Source organism: Streptomyces sp. NPDC107471 (assembly GCF_055582845.1).
Map to the genome: position 1 here is coordinate 47266 of NZ_JBVJPC010000014.1, position 19850 is coordinate 67115.

A 19850-nucleotide genomic window follows, 5' to 3' on the forward strand; every position below is an offset into this window, starting at 1 on the left:
CGCGTGGGCCCCACCTTTTCGAGCCTTGTGCCTGCATGGCCACGTCGAGACCAGCGAGGATGAACGCGAACAGGGCACGCCCGTCGCCCTCGTCCCTTCGCAGAGCACCGCTGAAGGCCGTAGCCGGTGTGACTGCGTGGGCCCGGTGTGGCTGAGCGCGCCCGGACCCCGGTGATGAGTTTTCGCGGCCCCACCCGTCATACCTACGACAGCACACGACGAGGTGGACGGATGACGTGATGAGTGCGGACACGCGACCGGGGGCCCTGGACGATCGCAGGCTGGACGAGATGGACGAGTCGGCGTTCTCGGGACTGGCGGAACGGCACCGGCGGGAGCTGCACGTGCACTGCTACCGCATGCTCGGGTCGTTCGAGGACGCCGAGGACACCGTGCAGGAGACGTTCCTCCGTGCCTGGCGGCGGCGGGAGACCTTCGAGGGGCGGTCGACGTTCCGGGCGTGGCTGTACCGCATCGCCACCAACGCCTGCCTGGACCTGCTCGCCAAGAGCCGACCGGAGCCCGCGACCGGCGGCGAGGTGCTGTGGTTGCAGCCCTACCCGGACCGGCTTCTCGACGAGTTGCCCGCGGGCGACGCGGACGAGCCGGAGGCCGTCGCCGTCGCGCGGGAGACGATCGAGCTGGCGTATCTGGTCGCGCTCCAGCACCTCGCTCCGCGCCCACGCGCCGTGCTGATCCTGCGGGACGTGCTCGGCTGTCCGGCGAAGGACGTTGCCGAGCTCCTCGGGGACTCGGTCAACTCCGTGAACAGCGCCCTGCAACGGGCCCGCGCCGGCATGCGGGAGCACCTGCCCGCCGAGCGGCAGGACTGGACCGGCGGCGACCAGGACGCGGGGACCCGCGAACTGCTGCGCCGCTACACCGACGCCAGCGTCGCCACGGACATCGACGCGCTTGCCGCACTGTTGCGGGACGACGTCCGCTGCTCCATGCCGCCCACACCGGGCCTGTACGTCGGCCGCGACGCGGTGGTGAACGACTGGCGTGAGAGCGGCTTCGAGGGCATGCGCGGCCTGCGTGCCGTCCGCACCGCTGTGAACCGGCAGCCTGCGGTCGCCTTCTACCTCTGGCAGGAGGGTGCGGGCGCGTATCTGCCGCTGACGATCGACGTCCTGCGTGTCACCGGGGGAGCGATCACCGAGATCGTCACCTTCCACGACGACCAGTTCCCGCGGCTCGGGCTGCCCGAGCGGCTGCCGGCCGACAGTACGGCGTAGCCCCGCTCCGAGCGCCCGCGCCACCCAGCCCCTGTGCCCCACCCAACCGAACCGTCGAGGAGAGACATGACCAGCGTGCACGAAAGAGGGGCCGTCGTAGCCCCCGAACCGGGCCGGATCAACAGCACCCACCGCCTTCGCGGCCTGGTCGGCCCCGGTCTCATTGCCGCACTCGTGGCAGTGCCGGCCACCACCCTCGCCGCGGCGCTGGCCCGGGCGGTCGGCGTCGACTTCGAGGTCCCCGATGGTGGCGAGGCGATCCCCTTGTCCGGCTTCGGCGTGGTGACCGGGTTCTTCTCGGTCGTGGGCATTGCCATCGCCGTCGTCCTGCTGCGCTGGAGCGCCCGCCCTGTCGCGCACTTCGTGTGGACGACAGTGACGCTGACCGTGATCTCGCTGGTCCCGCCCGTCCTGTGCGGGGCGGACGCCGCCACCGCCGTCACGCTCATCGGGCTGCACCTCCTGCCTGCGACGGTGATGATCTCCACCCTGGCGCGGTGCCTCCGCAACCGGACCGCTTGACGGCCCCGCACGGGCATGTTGGTCTGCGCCCGCCACTGTCAGTGGTGTCGCCTACGGTTCTCGATATGGTCATGCGCTCCATACGGGGGCGCATCCGGGCGGGGGTGCGGGTCACGCATGCAGGAGATCGCGATGTACCAGGCGGGAGACGTGCGCGAGGCGTGGGGCCGGATCACCGCGTGGCTGGAGCGGAACGATCCTGATGTTCTGGCCGAGCTTGGTGGCCCCGGGAGTGGGGCCGCCATCAGAGACGCCGAAGTGCGCATGGGGGTGGAGCTGCCCGAGGAGATGCGTCAGTGGCTGCTCACGAACGACATCGATGCCGGCAAGCAACCCGATGACCGATCCCGCCTGGTGGCCTTCGGATGCGGGATACCTCTCCCCGGCGGGCATCTCCTTCTCGGACTGACGGACATCCAGCGCGTCTACCTCAGCCGGAAGGGAGTGGAGGAGTCGCAGCCGTCCGCTGACACCGACCATCCGTTCTGGCGTCGTGAGTGGGTGCCGGTCGCCGCCGAACGCGACGGTCTGTACGGCACGTTCCTGGACACGGTCAACGGAACCATTGGAACGTGGTCCGACGGGCACGATCCCGAGGAGGGCGTGTACGCCTCGCTGTACGCGTTCTTCCAGAAGGCGGCGGACCAACTGGAAGGGGTCTCCTCGGGAGACTGGAGTGGCCCTGGTGCGCCCGACCGGTCCCGACGGCTCGATCCCCGTCCCGAGGACGAGCCGATACGTCTGTGGGCACGGGCCAACGGCTATCAGGTGAATGATCGTGGGCGTGTTCCGGCATCCATCCGCGAGGCTTTCGAGAGGTCGCGACGGTGACCACCGGGTCCGGTTGCACCGGCCGATGGTCACGTCTCGGGGAGATGGGCGACGATCACGCGTGCCGGGAGGAACGGTCGCGGGACGACTGATCCACGGGGCGGGCGGCTGCGGCGGCCATGAGGGCCATCATGAGCGCGACCACGCCGACGATGATGTTGTTGACGATGGTCCTGGTGGTGCTGACGTCACCTGCCACGACCCAAGGTGCGACGATCGTCCACACGCTGAGCGCGCACGCGGCCCAGGCCATGCTGTGGGACCGCTCGTAGGCCCGCCCGAAACCACCGCTCATGATCACGGCGTACGCGATGCCGACGATCAGGTTGTTGACGGCCAGGGTGGAGAAACCGTTGAATCCCGCGATCCACGGGGAGGCCGCCAGGTAGAGGCCCGTGATCAGAGCCATTGACTCGACAGCCTGTGCCCTCGGAGTCGTCGCGGCGCGCTCGGCCATCTCGTGCCGGTTCCGCATGTCGATGATGTCCGGGTGCGTTGCCATGTCAGGCCGGGGTTGTGTCGTCATTGTGATTTTCTCCTATTTACCTCTTATGCGTGGTCTATGCAGGTGAGTAACCCTCCGGGTACGTAGAGTCGTCGCTGGGGCGCCTGAATTAGAAGATTTTGAGGAGACGGTGGCCCCACGTGATCGCAGGACGCCGCTCGGAGGGGAGCCGGCCGGAGGCGTGACTGGCATCGGCTGCCGTTGGTCGGACTGGGCGCGAAGGCGCGCGGCCGGGTGAACCGTCGTCGAGGCGGGTCCCGGTCACGCGAAGTTCGTGACCGGGACCCCGAGTTCAGCTACTCCAAGCGCTGTCGACCGGCGCTAGTTGCGGTACCGGAACACGATCCGGCCGCGTGTCAGGTCGTAGGGCGGGAGCTCCACCAGCACCCGGTCCTCCAGCATGATCTTGATGTAGTGCTTGCGGATCTTCCCGCTGATGTGCGCGAGGACTTGGTGGCCGTTCTCGAGCTCCACGGTGAACATGGCGCTGCGCAGGCACTCGACGACCCTGCCCTCGACCTCGATGACGTTCTTGTTCTTGGTCATCGCACCAGCTCCAGGTTGCTGCCCACCGGCCGGGCGCCGATGCCCTCGAACAGTGCCGAGCCCGCCCGGTTGGACTCCTGAACCTCGGCATAGGCCTCGGTGAAGCCGTTGAGATGCAGTGTTCCCAGCGCGTGGGCCAGCAGCGACCGCGCGATGCCGCGGCGCCGCTCGTCCGCCCGGACCGCGATCAGGCCGAGGCGCGGCCGGATCACCGTCACGACCCGGATCAGCCCCAGGTAGCGGTCCGGGGCAGCCGCCACCGCGTACTTCGACGGATCGACGATGGTGTCGCCGTCCTGGCGGGGGATCACCTCCGCGGGCATCGACTGCCACCCCACGGTCGCCTCGACTTCGTCACGGATGGCCCGGTCCACCTCCCGCAGCAGACGCTCGTCCGCCTGGCCGGCGGGGATGATCGTCACGCCCGGAGGCGGCAGAGTGCCGTCGAGCCCGGTCACCTGTGGATCGGTCGGTACGACGTACTCCCACTCGCGGCGCCGGACCGTGAAACCCGCCCGCTGCCACGCGGCTGTCAGTGCTACGTCGGCTTCGTCGACCACCGTGTACAACGGAGCCGGAAGTTCAGCCGGCATCGTTTCGGCGAGACGGTCGAAGACGGCGTCGTGCCACGCGTCGATGCCGACGAACAAGCGTCCGTCGGGCCGGTGTTGAGCATGCCCGCGACCGACCACCAGGTCGTCGTCCAGCGCATGCCATTGCCTGTCCGCGACACGCGTGATCATGACCGCGTCCTCGCCCAGGCCGGATGTGAAAGGCGTTGTGCTCATCGGAGTCTCCCTCCAGGAGTGCCTCGATCTCAGGCGCTCCTGGCGACACCGAACGTCAGCCGCCGGACCGTGACGGGTTGAGGGAGCACCCACGGGTAACTGTGTTCACGGGGCTCACCTCCATACGACGACTTCACGGTCCGCGGGGAAAGTAGCAGCGGGGCGACGCCGGGCTCAAACCCTTTTTGTTCGGTGCTCAGTGACGCACTCGGGCTTCGGTTCGGGCATCGGCGCCCGTCCATGGCGCGGTGGCGGCGGCGGCCATGGAGACGGTGGCGAGGAGGCAGAAGAGCGGGCCGTATCCGCCGAGCGGCACGGTCAGGGCGGCGCCGGCGAACGGCGCGAGGGCTGCCGCCGTGGTGGCCGGTGCCGCGAGGAGCCCGGAGAGGCGTCCGTAGTGCGTGGCGCCCCAGCGGTCGGTGATGGCGGTGGCCTGGAGCAGGGTGAGGTTGCCGCGGACCATGCCGGCCACGACCGACACGGCGATGAGCAGGGCGTAGGGGCCGGGTACCGCGGCGAAGGCGGCGGTGGTGACGCCTCCGAGGGTGATGAGGATCGTCGTGCGGGCCGTCGTGGTGGTACGGCGTGCGAGGGCTGCGTACAGCGTGCGGCCGAGGGTCTGTCCGGCGCCGCCGATGCCGAGGGCCCAGGCGGCCTGGCCGGTGGTGTACCCGCGTTCGAGGAGGAGCGGGACCAGGGCTACGACGACGGCGTACATCGCGAAGCCCGACAGGGTGAAGGCGGCGGCGAGCAGCAGGAACGGACGGCTGCGCTCGACTTTGGCCGAACCTGCGGCGGCCCGTGCGGGGCCGGTCGGAGAATCGGGCCAGGGTGCGCGCAGTGCCAGGGCGTGCGCGGGAACGGTGACGGCGGCGAGGACGGCAGCGAGCACCAGGTAGGTGTGACGCCAGGACAGGTGGTCGACGAGAGCCGCGGTCAGGGGGGGGCGAAGACGGTGGAGGCGAGGCCTCCGGCGAGGGTGACGACGGTCAGGGCCCGCACGTGGTCGGGGGCCCACCAACGGGTCAGGGCGGCGAAGGCGGGCTGGTAGAAGGTGCTTGCCATCGCCAGCCCTGCCAGCGCCCAACCGGCCATGAAGACAGGCACGTTCGGGGCCACGGCCACGATCAGCAGACTGGTCACGCCGAGCATCGAGCCGACGGTCATGACGGTACGCGGGCCGTGCCGGTCGAGGATGCGCCCGACGCGGATCCCGGCGACGGCTGAGACCACGAGGCCGAGGGAGAAGGCCGCCGTGGTCGCCCCGGTGGGCCAGCCGGTCGCGGCGGTGATCTGCGGGTTGAGGACGGGGAAGGCGTAGTAGACGATGCCCCAGCTCACGATCTGCGTGACGCAGAGGGCGGGCAGGGCGGCACGGGGCCGCGACCGGTCCCCTGTTCCGGTCGCGACCCCGTTCGCCGGGGTGCTCAGCTCGGTCACGAGCCGCAGCAGCCGCCCGCCGGGGTCTGTTCGGCATCCGCTCCGACCACGGCGGCCCCTTCGGTCAGGGCAGTCGTCCCGACCACGGCGGGGGCGCCGAGCTGGACGAGTTGGGGTGCCGAGGCGCAGCAGCCGCCGCCGTTCTGGTCCGCCTCGGGCGAGTCGAACAGACCGGCGCCGCCGCATACGCCCGTTTCGGGGAGCGTGAGTTCCACCTTGTCGGCGGCCTCGATGTCACCGGCGAGGGCGGCGGCGACGGAGCGGACCTGCTCGTAACCGGTCATCGCGAGGAACGTGGGGGCACGGCCGTAGGACTTCATGCCGACCAGGTACACGCCCTGCTCCGGGTGGGCCAGCTCGCGGTGGCCGTGCGGGTAGACGGTGCCGCAGGAGTGCTGGTTGGGGTCGATCAGCGGAGCCAGCTCGACCGGCGCCTCAAGACGTTCGTCGAGACGCAGGCGCAGTTCGGAGAGGAAGGACAGGTCGGGGCGGAAGCCGGTCAGCACGATCACCTCGTCGACCGCGTCGAGGCGGCGGCCGTCCTCGCCGACCAGGACCAGGCGGCCCTCGTCGTCCCGCTCGACGGCCTCGGTGCGGAAGCCGGTGACCGCGTCCGCGTGACCGGCGTCGACGGCGGCCTTCGCCGCCAGGCCGAGTGCGCCGCGGGCGGGGAGCTGGTCGGCTTCACCGCCGCCGAAGGTCGAGCCGGAGATGCCGCGCCGCAGGACCCACACCCCCTTGGTACCGGCGCCGTCGGCGGACTTGGCGAGGTCGGCGAGATAGGCGAGCGCGGTGAAGGCGGAGGCGCCGGAGCCGATGACGGCGGTGCGCTTGCCCGCGTACCGGGCGCGGACGGCCGGCTCCTTGAGGTCCGGGACGCGGTAGGTGATCCGGTCGGCGGCCGCCCGCTCGCCGAGGGCCGGGAGCCCGCTGCCGCCGGCCGGGCCGGGGGCGGCCCAGGTCCCGGACGCGTCGATGACGGCGCGAGCGAGGACGCGCTCTTCGCGGCCGTCGGCGTGGGTGATGTGCACGACGAACGGCTGCTGTTCGCGGTCGGCGTCCACGATGCGGTCCCGGCCGGCCCGGGAGACGCCCGTGACGGTGGCGCCGGTGCGGACGCGGTCGCCGAGGACGTCTGCGAGTGGCTGGAGGTAGAGGTCGGCCCAGTCGCCGCCGGAGGGGTAGGTGGCCGGGTCGGGCCGCGTCCAGCCGGTGGGGGCCAGGAGCTTCTCGGCGGCCGGGTCGACCAGCTCGCCCCAGGTGGAGAACAGGCGGACGTGCGCCCACTCGCGCACCGCGGCTCCGGCCGTCCGGCCGGCTTCCAGGACCAGGGGCTCGATGCCCTGGTCGACGAGGTGGGCGGCGGAGGCCAGGCCGACGGGTCCGGCCCCGATCACGACGACGGGCAGCTCGGTGGTGGTGGGCGCGGTCACGGCGACTCCTTGCGTGTTTCGACGTTCGTCGATGGCTTGCGACCCAGCCTTACACCTGTATCGATAAGCGTCAACATAGACGTTCGTCGAAATCGCAACGGATGGCGATGGCTGGTGTCTGGGTGGCCCGGCGGGGTCACTCCCGCACGTAACGTCCCTCGCCCAGTTGGTTCGACATGTGTCAACATAGACGCATGTCGAATGCGAAGGTGCTGCCGTTGCTGGAGCCCGCCGACGGCCAGGGCGTCACGCCGTGCTGCCCGCCGCTGACGGAGCGCCCGATGACGGCTGAAGAGGCGGAGACCGCGGCGCGGATGTTCAAGGCGCTGGGCGACCCGGTGCGCTTGCGGCTGTTCTCCGCCGTGGCCTCGCACGAGGGCGGTGAGGCCTGCGTGTGCGACATCTCCGATGTCGGCGTCTCCCAGCCCACCGTCTCCCACCACCTGAAGAAGCTCAAGGAGGCCGGGCTGCTCACGTCCGAGCGGCGCGGTACCTGGGTCTACTACCGCGTCGAGCCGTCCGTGCTCGCCGCCATGGGCAAGCTGCTGGCGATGCCGGCGGCCGCCTGATCAGGGGCAGGGGAAGCGGCGAGCGGGACGGCCCCGTTCACCGGCCCGCCGTCACATGAGCTGTGCGATCGCGTGGGCGGCGTCCCGTGCCGGGCGGCCGACGCCGATGAGCGTGGCCGACGCCGGGCCCGTCCAGTCGCCGTAGCCGAGCAGGTGGAGTCGCGGCTCGCCGAGCGCGCGGGTGCCCTCGATCGGGATGTGGCCGCGCGGGCCCCGCAGGTTCAACGGCGCGAGGTGGGACAGGGCGGGCCGGAAGCCGGTGCACCAGATGACCGCGTCCGCGCGGGCCTCGCTGCCGTCGTCCCACTGGACGCCGTCGCCGGTGAGTCGGGCGAACATCGGCATCGCGGAGAGCAGTCCGGCGTCGCGGGCGTCACGGACGGGCGGTACGGCGACGATGTCGCCCAGCGAGGCCACCCCGCCCGTGTCGGCGCGGCCGGAGTCGAGCGCGCGGCGGCGGGCGGTGGCCACATCGAACAGGGCGCGGCCGTCGATGTCGTCCGGCAGGAAGCGCGGCGGGCGCAGGGTCACCCATGTGACCTCGACCCGGCCGTCCAGGGCGAGGTCGGCGGCGATCTGGGCGCCGGAGTTGCCGCCGCCGACCACGATGACGCGCTGTCCGGCGAAGCCTGCCGGAGAGCGGTAGCCCGCCGTGTGCAGTTGCCGCCCGGTGAACACGGACCGGCCTGGGACGGCGGGGAGGAAGGGCCGCGACCAGATGCCGGTGGCACTGATGACCGCGCGGGCCCGCCACGTGCCGGAATCGGCTTCGACCAGCAGACGCTCGCCGTCACGGCGTACTGCGTCCACGCGGGCGCCGTGCCAAACCGGCAGGTCGTAGCGCTTCTCGTAGTCGGTGAGGTAGTCCACCACGTGTCCGGCGCCGGGGCCGGCCTCGCCCGCCTGGGCGGGCATGAGCCGACCGGGCAGCGAGGAGTGCTCGGCCGGGGAGAACAGGTGCAGCGAGTCCCACATGTGCTGCCAGGACCCACCCGGAGCCGTGTCGGCGTCCAGGATCACGAAGTCGAGGCCCCGGCGGCGCAGGTGGTATCCGGCGGCGAGTCCTGCCTGGCCGCCGCCGACCACGACCACGTCCGCACTGTGCCGGGCCGTCATGTGCTGCCCACGCCGGCGGGCTGCGGGCTCCGTACGGCACAGGTCTGCTGAACCGCTGCGCAAGCACTCCGGATACGACGTGCGGCCGGTGGAACGACAACCACCGTTCTGTACGTCGGCATCAGCTCTCCGGTGCAACTGCTGTCAGGTGGTGATCGGCGCTGAACCTCCGGCGCCAGGCGAGTGCGACGTAGACCAGACCGATCAGCACCGGGACCTCGATGAGCGGGCCGACGACGCCTGACAGGGCCTGGCCGGAGGTGACGCCGAAGGTGGCGATGGCGACCGCGATGGCGAGTTCGAAGTTGTGCCCGCGGCGGTGAAGGCGAGGGTGGCGGTGCGGTCGTAGGCGAGGCCGAGTGCCTTGCCGAGCAGGAAGGTGCCGAAGAACATGACGGCGAAGTAGACCAGCAGGGGCAGGGCGATGCGGGCGACGTCCAGCGGCTGGGAGGTGATGGTCCGGCCCTGCAGGGCGAAGAGGACGACGATCGTGAACAGCAGCCCGTACAGCGCCCAGGGGCCGATCCGCGGCAGGAACCTCTGCTCGTAGTCGGCGCGGCCGAGCCGCTGTTCACCGATGCGGCGGGTGAGGAAGCCGGCCAGCAGCGGGATGCCGAGGAAGATGACGACGTTCAGCGCGATGTGCCAGACGGACACGTCCAGGCCCTGGCCGTCGCCGAGGTTCAACCAGCGGGGCAGCAGGTCGAGGTAGAACCAGCCGAGCAGGCCGAACGCGAGTACCTGGAACACCGAGTTCAGGGCTACGAGGACGGCGGCGGCCTCGCGGTCGCCGCAGGCCAGGTCGTTCCAGATGATGACCATGGCGATGCAGCGGGCCAGGCCGACGACGATCAGGCCGGTGCGGTACTCGGGCAGGTCCGGCAGGAAGATCCACGCGAGGGCGAACATCACGGCCGGGCCGACGATCCAGTTGACGACCAGCGAGGAGACCATCAACCTTCTGTCGCCGGTGACGCGGTCGAGCCGGTCGTAACGGACCTTGGCCAGCACCGGGTACATCATCACCAGCAGGCCGAGCGCGATCGGCAGGGAGATTCCGCCGACCTCGATCTTCGCGAGCGCGTCGTTCATGCCCGGGACGAGCCGGCCCAGGCCCAGTCCGACGGCCATGGCGAGCAGGATCCAGACCGCGAGAAAGCGGTCGAGGGTGGAGAGCTTCCTGACGATCGAGTCGTCCCCTGCCGGGTCGGCGCTCCGGGTGCGGGCGGTGGTGGGCTCGACGGAGGTCACGGCCAGGCCCTCTTGTTCTCGGCGGCGGTGCGGGCGTCGGTGGCGAGTTCGGCGAACTGCTGCGACAGGCCGAGCAGGACCTCCGGCTTGAGCCTGTAATAGGTGAATCGGCCGCACCGCTCGGTCTCCACGAGCCCGGCCTCGCGCAGCACCTTCATGTGGTTGGACAGGTTGGTCTGCCTGGCTCCGGTCTCCTCGACCAAGTGCGTGGTGCACAGCGTCTCGCGCGCCAGCAAGGTCACGATCTTCAGGCGGAGCGGATCGCCCAGCACTCGGATCACATCAGCGTCGACTGAAGTCAGCATGCACTGATACTTTCACATCATCGCTCGCTGATGTCAGCGAGGGCTGAAGTACTGGCGGCCGGGTTCCGCCCTGCGAGGAGAGAGAACGATCACCATGGCCGAGAAGCCCTCCGTCCTGTTCGTCTGCGTCCACAACGCCGGCCGTTCCCAGATGGCCGCCGCGTGGCTCACCCACCTGGCCGGGGACCGCGTCGAGGTCCGCTCCGCCGGCTCCGCCCCGGGCGACCGGGTCAACCCGGCCGCCGTCCAGGCCATGGCCGAGGTCGGCATCGACATCTCCGCCGAGACGCCGAAGATCCTCACCGTCGACGCGGTCCGCGAGTCCGACGTCTGCATCACGATGGGCTGCGGCGAGACCTGCCCCGTCTTCCCAGGAAAGCGTTACCTGGACTGGAAGTTGGAGGACCCGGCGGGCCAGGGCGTGGAGGCCGTACGCCCCATCCGGGACGAGATCAAGGTGCTGGTGGAGGACTTGATCGCCGAGATCGCTCCGGGAGAGCCGATGGGCCGGGCGGGCGAGAGCGTTTGATCGGGTCGGGCACCAGGCCCGCGAGCAGTGAGGTGTTCGGGGTGCTCCGGCACAGGTGGGCTATCGAGAGCCGCACACCGAGGACGAACGCGTCGAGCACTGCCGTCCCGGTGCCGCGGCATCTGGCCTGCTCACTGCACGAGTTCGATGTGCGGATGGTCGGAGTTCACCGGGCAGACGTGGAGTTGCAGGTCGTAGGCGTCGGCGATGGTGAGCAGAGTGACGTTCGCGGGCCGGATGCCGAGCGGGAGCGGAGTCGGGTTCGTCCGTTCCTCCTCGGGCATCCAGCTCACGCTGCCGGGGTCCCATTCCCTGCTCGCGACGGTGAGGAGCGGGATCGTCTCGGTGCCGCATTCGGGGCAGGGGCGCGGCATGGGGTCGGTGAGGCCCCAGCGGGTCCAGCCGCCGGTCTTCCACCCGGGGGCGTGGCTCAGGTTGCGGAAGTAGAACTCCTGGGGGGTCTCCGCGCCGGTGGCGTCCCACGCGTATCCGGCTGCATCCCACCGGCTCTCGTCGCCCAACTGCTGTTGCAGTTCCCTGCTCAGCTCCATGGGGCTGGGGTACTCGGTGACCTGCTCGGGTGCCAGCAGGCACGGCATCGGCAGGTACCAGTCGAACTGGATCACGGGCGGCTCGGGCGGGGCGTCGAGGACCTCGGTGACGGAGGCGGACGAACGCCAGCGCAGGGCGGTTCGGGGGTGTGCGAAATCCTCGTGGTCGCAGGGGCACCACAGGACCTGGAGCAGATCGGCTCCGGGAGGGCTGCCCGGGAGGGGCACGTCACGGGCGTAGAGCTGGGCAACGGGAATCATGGGAATCGGACCCTCGAACCACGGGTGGCCCGTGCTGAGCCGCTGCTCGATCTCCTCCTCCTCCGGCGTGACCGCGGGGGCCTGGGGGTCGCGGAGTCGGCGCTCTGCCGCTGCCGTTCGGATGCGACGCAGAAGCCGGATCTCGTCCGGGGAGTGCATCTCGTCCGACGCTTCGCTGTCGTGTGGCACCTCGCAGTGCGGCCACGGCTCGTCAGCGGGCCACAGGAGCGGCCCGCCGACGGAGCTTTCGTACGGCGTGGGCGACCCGGGGCGTGGATGCAGCCGGGTCGCCGTGCGGGCCAGCGGGGCCAGTTGAGGGAAGAGCGCGGTCACGTCGAGCGGCCGCGGCGGGGTGGTGAAACTCATGCTGGCTCCCGATGGCGCGAACTGACTGTGATCAGTTGCCGAGGTTGTACAACCCGGTGTTCTTCAGGGTGTTGGTGACATAGACGTTGGCAAACAACTGCTCGGTCGTCCCGTCCGCCCGCTCGATGTCGGCGTTCATCGTGACTCCCACCGGGATCGTACTGGTGGCGTCGTTGTAGACGGGCGTCACCTGGTAGAAGATCGCGTCGTCCGGTCCGAAGGCGGACTCACTGCTCTGGATGACCTTCTGCGCCATGGCCTCGTAGGTTCGCATGCTGGGCGTTCCCGTGTTCATCCCCGCCTGCCAGCAGGGGACGAGATTGACCTGGATACCCCGTCCGCCGCCGACCTTCGGGATCAGGTGGCACCGGGCCAGCCCGTTGGTGAGCGAGTTCGCGTTCCTGAAGATCTCCGCGTCCTGCCAGCCCGGGATGTCTCCCTGCGCGTCGGTGCCCTCAGGGGCCGTCCTGTCCAGACATGCCTCAGCCCGGGTCGGCCTGGCTCCGGCCCGGCCCAGCGGGTCGGTCGTCTTGTTGACGTGGGGGACCGGTTCGGTGGTGTTCAGGATCCACCCGGCGCCGTTGGGAAGCGAACCGTCCGGCGTGGTGTCCAGGCAGCGGGCGTGCGGGCCGGTGTCCGGCAACGAGATCGGCATCTCGAACTGGTCGGCGTCGATGACCCGTTGGTTCTTGAAACCGTCGGTGAGCTGCGCGGCCGCGAACTGCTTCTCGTCGGGCGTGACATGGGCCTGGACGCAGGGTGAGGCCGGGTCCACGACACGGGCGTCGTTCAGGACGTAGGTGTCCCATTCGCCGTTGCCGAGGTTGGGGATCACCTTGACGCAGGCGGTGCCGGCGGCGCCGCCTTCCTTCGCCTCGCCGAAGGGGAAGTCACCGCAGGAGTCGTTGGCGACGAGCTCCGGCTCGGGGGAGAAGCCGCCGCACGTACTGGCGGTACGGTCGGCCACGCCGCTCGTCGACCGGGTCAGAGGGCTGCCCTTCTTCCCCCAGGCGCCGTTGAGGTTCTTCTGTGCCCACGCGTACGCGGCCACGGCGCCGCCGGCGTCGGAGGCGTTCGCGCTCAACGGCACGACGGGCATGATCGAAGGGATGACACAGCCGGCCGACGAAGTGCCCCCGACCGCGTTGTCGCAACGGATCTTGCGCGGGTTGTCCCAGGAGGCGCTCGGGTCGACGGGCGTGGCGCCCGGCGAGGTCACGTACAGCTTGTACGAGGTGAGGAACTCCGCGACGGAGCCCACCGCGGGGGCCGAGGAGTACTTGACGTCACCGGCGAGGGTCTTGCCCAGGACCAGACCGCTCTCGTACCAGGGTGCGGTCGTCGTCGCCCTGCAGCCGGTCGCGCAGGAGGCGCGGAACTTCGCGTCGAGGGCGGTGACTTCGCCGCTCGCGGAGGTCATCGTCACGGTGACGTGTTCGCTCCACGCCGTACCCGCCGCCGGCAGTGACGCACTGGTGGAGATCTCCAGGGTGCCGCGCCCGAGCTCCGCGCCCTTGCTGTCGCGCAGGATGTAGAGGACGTTCACCCCGGTCACGCAGTAACTGAACCGCTCGTAGGAGTAGTTGCCGGGGCTGGTGAGGGAGCAGGTGGCGACGTTGGCCGAAGTGGCGGCGAGGCTCTGCGGCTGTGCCTTGGTCCGCACGGCCGGGACGGGGCTGGTGCTCACACACGCCTCGACGGCGCCGGCCCGGCGCTCCTTCGTCCCTGTCTTCGTGGCCTCACAGTGTTCCCCTGACTGCTTGGGGAAGGCGCTGGTGGCGGTGAGGGGGGCCGGAGTTCCGGCCTGGTTCGTCCGGTCCACCGTCCCCGGCTTCGCGTCGGCGGTCTGCTGTGCCGTGGCCGGAGCCGCCGTGGCCGGACCCGCCGTGCCGAGTCCCAGCGTCACCGCGGCGAGGACGGCAAGTACCGTCGACCGCGCCCGTATTCGGGATGCGCCTCGAGGGCGTCTTTCGTGCATGTCTGTCAGGTCTCTCTTCCTTGTTTCGTGGTCCTGGGGGCAGCGGAGAAGGGGGGCACCGGACATGAGGTGCCCCCCGGGCAGCGGTGGGCGGCCCGCGTTCTACCGCGTCAGAGCCGTTCGAGGGGGACGCACTCGTCAGGCGGCCAGATCGAAGAGATCCCTGGTGATGGAGGAGACCCCGTCCTCGACGACGTCCGCGATCTTGCCCACGACGGGCTTCACGGCAGTGCTCGCGGGCTTCAGCGCACTCAGCCACTTGGTCTGGCCGTAGGTGACCAGGCTCAGGCCGGTGCCTGCGGCGGACCACCAGAACTCGCTGCTGGTGAAGCCGTGCTCGATGCCGGTGAAGACAGTGCTGATGGCGCTCGCGCCTGTGGAGACACCTGCGAAGAAGCCGGCCGCGGCGAAGGCCGGCGGGAAGACGAATCCCGCGAGAGTGCAGCCGGCGGCCAGGAGTCCGGCGCCGACGCTGACCACGTTGGCGGCGTCCGCGTAGAACTGGGCGTCGTTCCACCACTCGTCGGCGTCGGCGGGGTCCTGGGTGCCGTTGGGGTTGACCTGGTTGTTCCGGTCGTTGGCGGCCGGATCACGCTGCGCCTCGCGGTCCGCCTTGGCCTTCTCCGCGGCTGCCTTGGCCTTGGCGGCCACTTCGGCCCGGTGCTTCTCGGCCGCGATCTGCTTGGCCGCGGAGTACGCGGCGGCGGCCTGCTTCGCGTCCGCCTGTGCCTCGAGCATGGAGGCACGGGCGGCGTTGGCCGAACTCTGCGCGTCGGCGGAGGACTTGAGCGCGGCGCGCGCCGAGTCGATCGCCTTGTTGGCCGAGTAGTTGGCCGAGCGGGCCGCGCCGCGCGCGGTCGCGGCGGCCGCCTTCGCCGTGTTGGCGGAAGCCTGGGCGTCCGCGGCCGACTTGTCGGCGGCGTCCGCGTTCCGGCGCGCCTCGTCGGCGTAGCTGTCGGCCGCCTTGGAGGACGCGATCGCCTTGTCCGCCCACTCCTGAGCCTTGGCGGCGTTGTTACGGGCCAGATAGGCGGCCTGGGTCGCCCGCGCGGCGTTCTCCTGCGCCTTCTGGGCGATCTTCGAGGCGGCGGCGATCGCACCGCGGATCGCGGCGACATGGGTGGCGGTGTCGTGGTCGAGCTGGGCCGTCCGGAACTGGACCACGAGGATGAAGTTGCGGAGCATCCACGCCGGGCCCTCGAGGGCCACCTCGGCGTAGGCCTTGGTGAAGGCGCCACCGGTGGCGATGAGTTGGCTGGCGAGGACCTTGTCGTCCTCCTGCTGCGCCAGCGGGTAGGCGTGGTCGAAGAAGTAGTTGAGGGATTCGGTGGTGTTCTCGTCGAGTGCCTTGTTGGCGGCGTTGGTGACGGCCCTGCCCGCGCCGTCCTTGAGGATCCTGCCGATCGCGACCCGCAGTTCCTCGTCGGAGGCCTTCTTCATGCCGATGGTGAGGAAGTCACCGATGGCCTTGGAGCTGGAACTCTCCAGGGCGAGCTGGGCGGCCTCGGCGATCTTCGGCGCGGCGATCGTCGCCACATGGAGAGTGGTCTCGCGGTCGTCCTGGCCCTGGGCGAGGGCCCGGTCGAGGTCGATCCAGGCGAAGACGTCGTCGTCGGAGCCGGCCAGGGCGTGCTGGGCGGCCTGCCGGGTCCAGGCGCCCCGGGACTCGATCAGGCCGATCGCGGCCTTGCGCCCCAGGGTCGCGGCGAGGTCCATGTCGCCGGAGTACAGGGCCTGTTCAGCTCCGGTGATCAGGTCCTTGATGTCCTGGGCGGTGCGTTCCGCGAGAAGGCGCTTGTCGCGCACGTCGGACAGATCGCTCGCCTCGACGGAGGCGAGCAACCGCGCCTCCTCGATCGCCTTCTGCTTGTCCTGCTCCAGCGTCTGGGCCTCGGCGGCGCGGGCGTTCTTCTCCACCTCGATGGCGTCGGCGACGGCCTTGGTGGCGACGTTGGCGGCCTTCACGGCCTCGTCGGCGTGCGCGGTCGACTTGTTGGCGTAGTCGATGGCCTGCCCCGCGTACTTCACGGCCTCCTCGGCGGCGGCTGCCGCCTTGTCGGCGTGGGCGGCGGCGGAGTTGGCGGCGTCGCGGGCGGTGCGGGCCGCGGTGGCGGCGGCGCTGGCCAGCGCCTGGGCGGCGGAGGCGGCGTTGGTGGCACGGTTGGCCGCACTGGTGGCGATGCCGGCCTGGCGCTTGGCCTCGGCGGCCTCCGCCTGGGCGACCCCTGCGGAGGCGGCGGCCTGGGCGGCGGCCGTGGCGGCGGCGGCCGAATTGCGTGCGGCGGAGGCGGCGGCCGAGCCGGCGGACGCGGCCGCATCGCCGGCGATGGCGGCCTTGTCGGCAGCCGCGGCGGCACTACGGGCCTTGGCCGCGGCGTTCTTGGCGGCGACCGCGGCGTCCTTGGCCTCCTGCGTCTTGCTCGCGTCCTTGGAGGCGGCTATCGCGGCCCGGTAGGCACGGGAGGCGGCGCTGCCCGCGTTCGAGGCGGCCTGAGCGGCACCGGTGGCCGCCCAGGAGGCGCGGCGGGATGCGTTCACCGCTGCGTTGGAGGCGTTGATGGCGTTGCGTGCGGCGTCCGCCGCGCCCTTCGCCGCGTTCGCGGCCTTCCGGGCCGCCGCCGCCGACTTCTGCACGTCGTTCTGGGCCGCGGACGCCTCGGCGGCGGCCTTCTGGGCGGCCTCCTTGGCCTTCCCGGCGGCGGTCTCGGCGCGTGCCGAGGCCTCCACGGCCAGGTTGGTCTCCTTCTGGGCGCGCTTGCCCTCGCGCTCGACGAGGGCCACCAGCTCCTCGATGGTCGCCGACTCCTGGTCACGGGCGCGGGCGATGTGCTGCCCGGTCTCCATGAACCACTCCACGTCGGCCGCGGACCCCTCCAGCGCACGGCTCGCGTACTTCTGCACCTCCGGGCCGCCGTTCACCAGCATGGCGCTGACCTGGACCCGGGTGTCCTCCAGACGCGCGTCGTACTGCTTGTCGGTGAGGAAGGCGGTGAGAGCCGGTGTGGTGGCGGCGTCGAGAGCGGTGTTGGCGCTGCGCACCACCGCCCTGTCGCCGGTGGTCGAGACGGTGGTGGTGGCGACCCGGAGATCTTCGAGAATGGCCGGTTTGAAGCCGTCCTTCAGGAACGCGGCGATCGCGGCGTCGCCGCTCTCGAGAGCGGCGACGGCCTCTCTTCGCAGACCCTTGCCCGCACGGTCCAGGCTGCGGACGATCGCGACGCGGTTGTCCTCCACGGTCTGCTTGGGCAGCGTCTCGGTGAGGAAGGTCTGGATGTCGGCGTCCGACCCGTAAAGGGCTGCTGCGGCGGCGGCTTTGACGCCCTTGCCTCCGGCCAGCCACGCCTTGACGACCTTGGCGCGCTCGGTGTCCGGCAGGGGCACCGGTTCGGATGCCGCGCCGTCCGCAGCGGCGGCGGTCGTGGGGAGAAGCGTTAAGGGTGTGGCGGCCACGGCGGCGGAGGCGGCGAGCGCGCCGAGCACGCGGCGACGGCTCCAGAAGCTTGTCTGCATTGGAGAGTGGTCCTTTGTGTGAGCTGGTGACTGGACATGCCGGATCGCACCGGCAGGGCGGTTCCCGGTGCCCCAAAAAGGTGGAATGCCGACGGACGTGAAGTGGCGTGCGGTCGGGAGTACTTGTAGCTCGGGACCATATCAACTGTCCTTGCGGAGTGGGCCAATTAAGCAGCCACGTTCTTTAACTCGCCTTCCAAGCGGGTGTCCTGATAGATCATCAGAAGCTTCTTTACAGGAGCTTCACAAGTGATGATGCAACCTTTATGGAGTGTGACGGAGGTCATGAGAGGAGCATGTGGTTTGCCACGTTATGCGTGGTTTTACATGCTCGACCCAGGGGTGGCTTCGTGTTTGCATGATGAAGAGAATGATGATCGCCGGGGTGAGGGCTTCTCGCTTTGCGGCGTAAGGGAATGACTTCCCGGGGGAGTTGGAACGTACGTGGCAGATCGCTGCCGGCAAGGCGTTCCCGTGCACCCGAAAACGCGAGACCGGTGACCAATATCCGGTCTTCAGCGACGAACTTGGGGGATGCGATGAAGCAATACAGCAGAATGTCCGTCAAGCCGCAGCGCAAGCGGATTGCGCTGCGCACACTGGGCGCGGCAGCGGTCGGTGCCCTGGCTTGGATCGCGGCGGCGAGTATTCCCGGTGGGACGTCGCAGGAGGCGAACCCCACCGCGCTGGTCGCGGGGGAGACCCCCGGATACGCCGTGGAGGACTTCAACTACCCGCTGGCGGACAAGATCCTGGCCGAGAAGAACATCGTCCTCAAGCGTGGCGACGGGCACATCACCCTGGCCGACTGCGCGAGCGGGACGGGTCTGCTGGAGATCATGGCCCGTGACAAGGCGGACAAGATCTGCTTCAAGGTGGTGGGCGACTCCGGCTGGCTGACCCTGGAGATCCCCGCGGTCTACGCGATCAAGGGCAATGACTACACGACGGCGGTCGACATGACCGTGGGCACCGAGGAGAAGTCGTTCGACGTCCTCAAGAACTCCTGGACGCCGGTGGGTGAGGCCGCGGACCCGGACAGCCGCGATCACATGCTCGTCGAGATCAGGTCCTCCAAGTAAGCGCGGTCAACATTGTCATGCTCACTGCAGCGCGGCCCGGTGCCCACGGGACGCGCGGCCCTCGTGTCTAGGAAGCCACGCTCATGCACCTCTCCAGACGTCACCGTCTCTCCGCGCTGGCCGCTGCCCTGCTCGCAGCCCCCGTCGTACTGGGCGCCGTTCCGGCCGCGACCGGTTCGGCCTCCGCACTGGCCGGAGTCGACGCCCCGGCGGAGCTGAACTACGTCGCGAAGGTCAACGTCGGGGAACAGTCCGCCTGCACCGGCACCCTCGTCGACCCGCAGTGGGTTCTGACCGCGGCCACCTGCTTCGCTGCGGACGGCGAGCTCTCGGCCGGCAAACCCGCCGTTCCCACCACCGTCACGGTCGGCCGCACCGACCTGACCCAGACCGGCGGGAGCGTCCAGCAGGCCCTCTGGCTCGTCCCGCACGCCGACCGCGACCTCGTCCTGGTCCGGCTCGCCACCCGGATCACCGATCCCACCGTCAAACCCGTGCGACTGGCGACCACGCCCGCCGCCGCCGGCGAGCAACTGGTGAAGGCGGGGTTCGGACGCACCAAGACCGAATGGGTGCCCGACCGACTGCACACCGGCACGTTCACCGTCACCTCCACCGCGGCCACCACGGTGGACCTCGACGGCTCCGACACCGCGACCGTCTGCAAGGGCGACGCGGGCGGTCCCACTCTGCGCACCGTCGACGGCACCACGGAGCTCGTCGCCGTCAACTCCCGCTCCTGGCAGGGCGGATGCCTCGGCATCGACCCCGCCGAGACCCGTACCGGCGCCGTCGACACCCGGGTCGACGACCTGAGCGGTTGGGTCAAGGAGGTCTTCAGTCGAGAGAAGATCACACCGGCGGACATCGACGGTGACGGCAAGGACGACCTGGTCCTTCAGCGCATCGACGGTTCCGTCGTCGTCCATCGCAACCTCGGGAACAGCTTCGGTGCCGGCACCGTCATGTCCGCCGGATGGAGCCGCTTCCTCACCGGTACCGACATGGGCCGCCTCTACTTCGCCGACA

15 protein-coding genes and 4 pseudogenes are annotated in these 19850 nt (G+C 70.2%); 8 read left to right on the plus strand and 11 right to left on the minus strand.

Going from position 1 to position 19850, the window contains the following annotated elements; all coding sequences use genetic code 11:
* Window positions 1-239: 239 nt before the first annotated feature.
* The 4 genes and pseudogenes from ACZ66S_RS35380 to ACZ66S_RS35395 all read left to right on the plus strand — a co-directional run.
* Window positions 240-1238 carry an RNA polymerase subunit sigma-70 gene (locus tag ACZ66S_RS35380; protein ID WP_469905660.1) on the plus strand — a complete coding sequence of 333 codons (999 nt, stop codon included), beginning with the start codon at window positions 240-242 and terminating at the stop codon, window positions 1236-1238.
* A 66-nt stretch (window positions 1239-1304) separates the two neighbouring features.
* Window positions 1305-1760: a DUF6069 family protein gene (locus tag ACZ66S_RS35385; protein ID WP_469905661.1), complete on the plus strand. Its 456-nt coding sequence runs from the start codon at window positions 1305-1307 to the stop codon at window positions 1758-1760.
* A 132-nt stretch (window positions 1761-1892) separates the two neighbouring features.
* Window positions 1893-2381, plus strand: a pseudogene (locus ACZ66S_RS35390) (SMI1/KNR4 family protein); the annotation flags it as partial.
* A 99-nt stretch (window positions 2382-2480) separates the two neighbouring features.
* Window positions 2481-2591, plus strand: a pseudogene (locus ACZ66S_RS35395) (Lsr2 family DNA-binding protein); the annotation flags it as partial.
* Between the two features lie 55 nt (window positions 2592-2646).
* Here the strand turns inward: ACZ66S_RS35395 and ACZ66S_RS35400 are convergent.
* From ACZ66S_RS35400 to ACZ66S_RS35420, 5 genes and pseudogenes are all read right to left on the minus strand, one after another.
* A complete protein-coding gene (locus tag ACZ66S_RS35400; RefSeq protein WP_469905662.1) occupies window positions 2647-3117 on the minus strand; it encodes an SPW repeat protein in 471 nt (156 codons plus the stop codon).
* A 300-nt stretch (window positions 3118-3417) separates the two neighbouring features.
* Window positions 3418-3642, minus strand: a complete 225-nt coding sequence (infA, locus tag ACZ66S_RS35405) for a translation initiation factor IF-1 (protein WP_356599948.1) — start codon at window positions 3640-3642, stop codon at window positions 3418-3420.
* Window positions 3639-4430: a GNAT family N-acetyltransferase gene (locus ACZ66S_RS35410; RefSeq protein ID WP_469905663.1), complete on the minus strand. Its 792-nt coding sequence runs from the start codon at window positions 4428-4430 to the stop codon at window positions 3639-3641. The genes infA and ACZ66S_RS35410 overlap by 4 nt, the downstream gene beginning before the upstream one ends.
* Window positions 4431-4626: 196 nt before the next feature.
* Window positions 4627-5870 (minus strand): annotated as a pseudogene (locus tag ACZ66S_RS35415) (MFS transporter).
* The gene (locus ACZ66S_RS35420) at window positions 5867-7303 is read right to left on the minus strand and encodes an NAD(P)-binding domain-containing protein (RefSeq protein WP_469905664.1); all 1437 of its coding nucleotides are present in this window, start codon (window positions 7301-7303) and stop codon (window positions 5867-5869) included. Before ACZ66S_RS35420 ends, ACZ66S_RS35415 begins: the two are co-directional and overlap by 4 nt.
* 194 nt (window positions 7304-7497) lie before the next feature.
* Here ACZ66S_RS35420 and ACZ66S_RS35425 point away from each other — a divergent pair, with 194 nt between their 5' ends.
* Window positions 7498-7872 (plus strand): ArsR/SmtB family transcription factor, encoded by a 375-nt coding sequence (locus ACZ66S_RS35425; RefSeq protein WP_469905665.1) that lies wholly within the window; start codon window positions 7498-7500, stop codon window positions 7870-7872.
* A 51-nt stretch (window positions 7873-7923) separates the two neighbouring features.
* Here the strand turns inward: ACZ66S_RS35425 and ACZ66S_RS35430 are convergent, their stop codons facing one another.
* The 3 genes and pseudogenes from ACZ66S_RS35430 to ACZ66S_RS35440 form a co-directional block, all read right to left on the minus strand.
* Window positions 7924-8988, minus strand: a complete 1065-nt coding sequence (locus ACZ66S_RS35430; RefSeq protein WP_469905666.1) for an ArsO family NAD(P)H-dependent flavin-containing monooxygenase — start codon at window positions 8986-8988, stop codon at window positions 7924-7926.
* A 121-nt stretch (window positions 8989-9109) separates the two neighbouring features.
* Window positions 9110-10239, minus strand: a pseudogene (arsB, locus tag ACZ66S_RS35435) (ACR3 family arsenite efflux transporter).
* Window positions 10236-10544 carry an ArsR/SmtB family transcription factor gene (locus ACZ66S_RS35440; RefSeq protein ID WP_469905667.1) on the minus strand — a complete coding sequence of 103 codons (309 nt, stop codon included), beginning with the start codon at window positions 10542-10544 and terminating at the stop codon, window positions 10236-10238. The pseudogene arsB and the gene ACZ66S_RS35440 overlap by 4 nt, the downstream one beginning before the upstream one ends.
* Window positions 10545-10638: 94 nt before the next feature.
* Between ACZ66S_RS35440 and ACZ66S_RS35445 the strand changes: the two genes are divergently transcribed.
* Window positions 10639-11073 (plus strand): arsenate reductase ArsC, encoded by a 435-nt coding sequence (locus ACZ66S_RS35445; protein WP_469905668.1) that lies wholly within the window; start codon window positions 10639-10641, stop codon window positions 11071-11073.
* A 131-nt stretch (window positions 11074-11204) separates the two neighbouring features.
* Here the strand turns inward: ACZ66S_RS35445 and ACZ66S_RS35450 are convergent, their stop codons facing one another.
* The 3 genes from ACZ66S_RS35450 to ACZ66S_RS35460 form a co-directional block, all read right to left on the minus strand.
* On the minus strand, window positions 11205-12251 hold the full coding sequence (locus tag ACZ66S_RS35450; RefSeq protein ID WP_469905669.1) for a hypothetical protein: 1047 nt from the start codon (window positions 12249-12251) through the stop codon (window positions 11205-11207).
* 31 nt (window positions 12252-12282) lie between these two features.
* Window positions 12283-14157: a DNA/RNA non-specific endonuclease gene (locus ACZ66S_RS35455; protein WP_469905670.1), complete on the minus strand. Its 1875-nt coding sequence runs from the start codon at window positions 14155-14157 to the stop codon at window positions 12283-12285.
* A 210-nt stretch (window positions 14158-14367) separates the two neighbouring features.
* A complete protein-coding gene (locus ACZ66S_RS35460) occupies window positions 14368-17739 on the minus strand; it encodes an ALF repeat-containing protein (protein ID WP_469905671.1) in 3372 nt (1123 codons plus the stop codon).
* Window positions 17740-18278: 539 nt separating this feature from the next.
* Between ACZ66S_RS35460 and ACZ66S_RS35465 the strand changes: the two genes are divergently transcribed.
* The gene (locus ACZ66S_RS35465; protein WP_469905672.1) at window positions 18279-18821 is read left to right on the plus strand and encodes a hypothetical protein; all 543 of its coding nucleotides are present in this window, start codon (window positions 18279-18281) and stop codon (window positions 18819-18821) included.
* Window positions 18822-18904: 83 nt separating this feature from the next.
* A partial coding sequence (locus ACZ66S_RS35470) for a trypsin-like serine protease (protein WP_469905673.1) occupies window positions 18905-19850 on the plus strand: 946 nt, incomplete at its 3' end.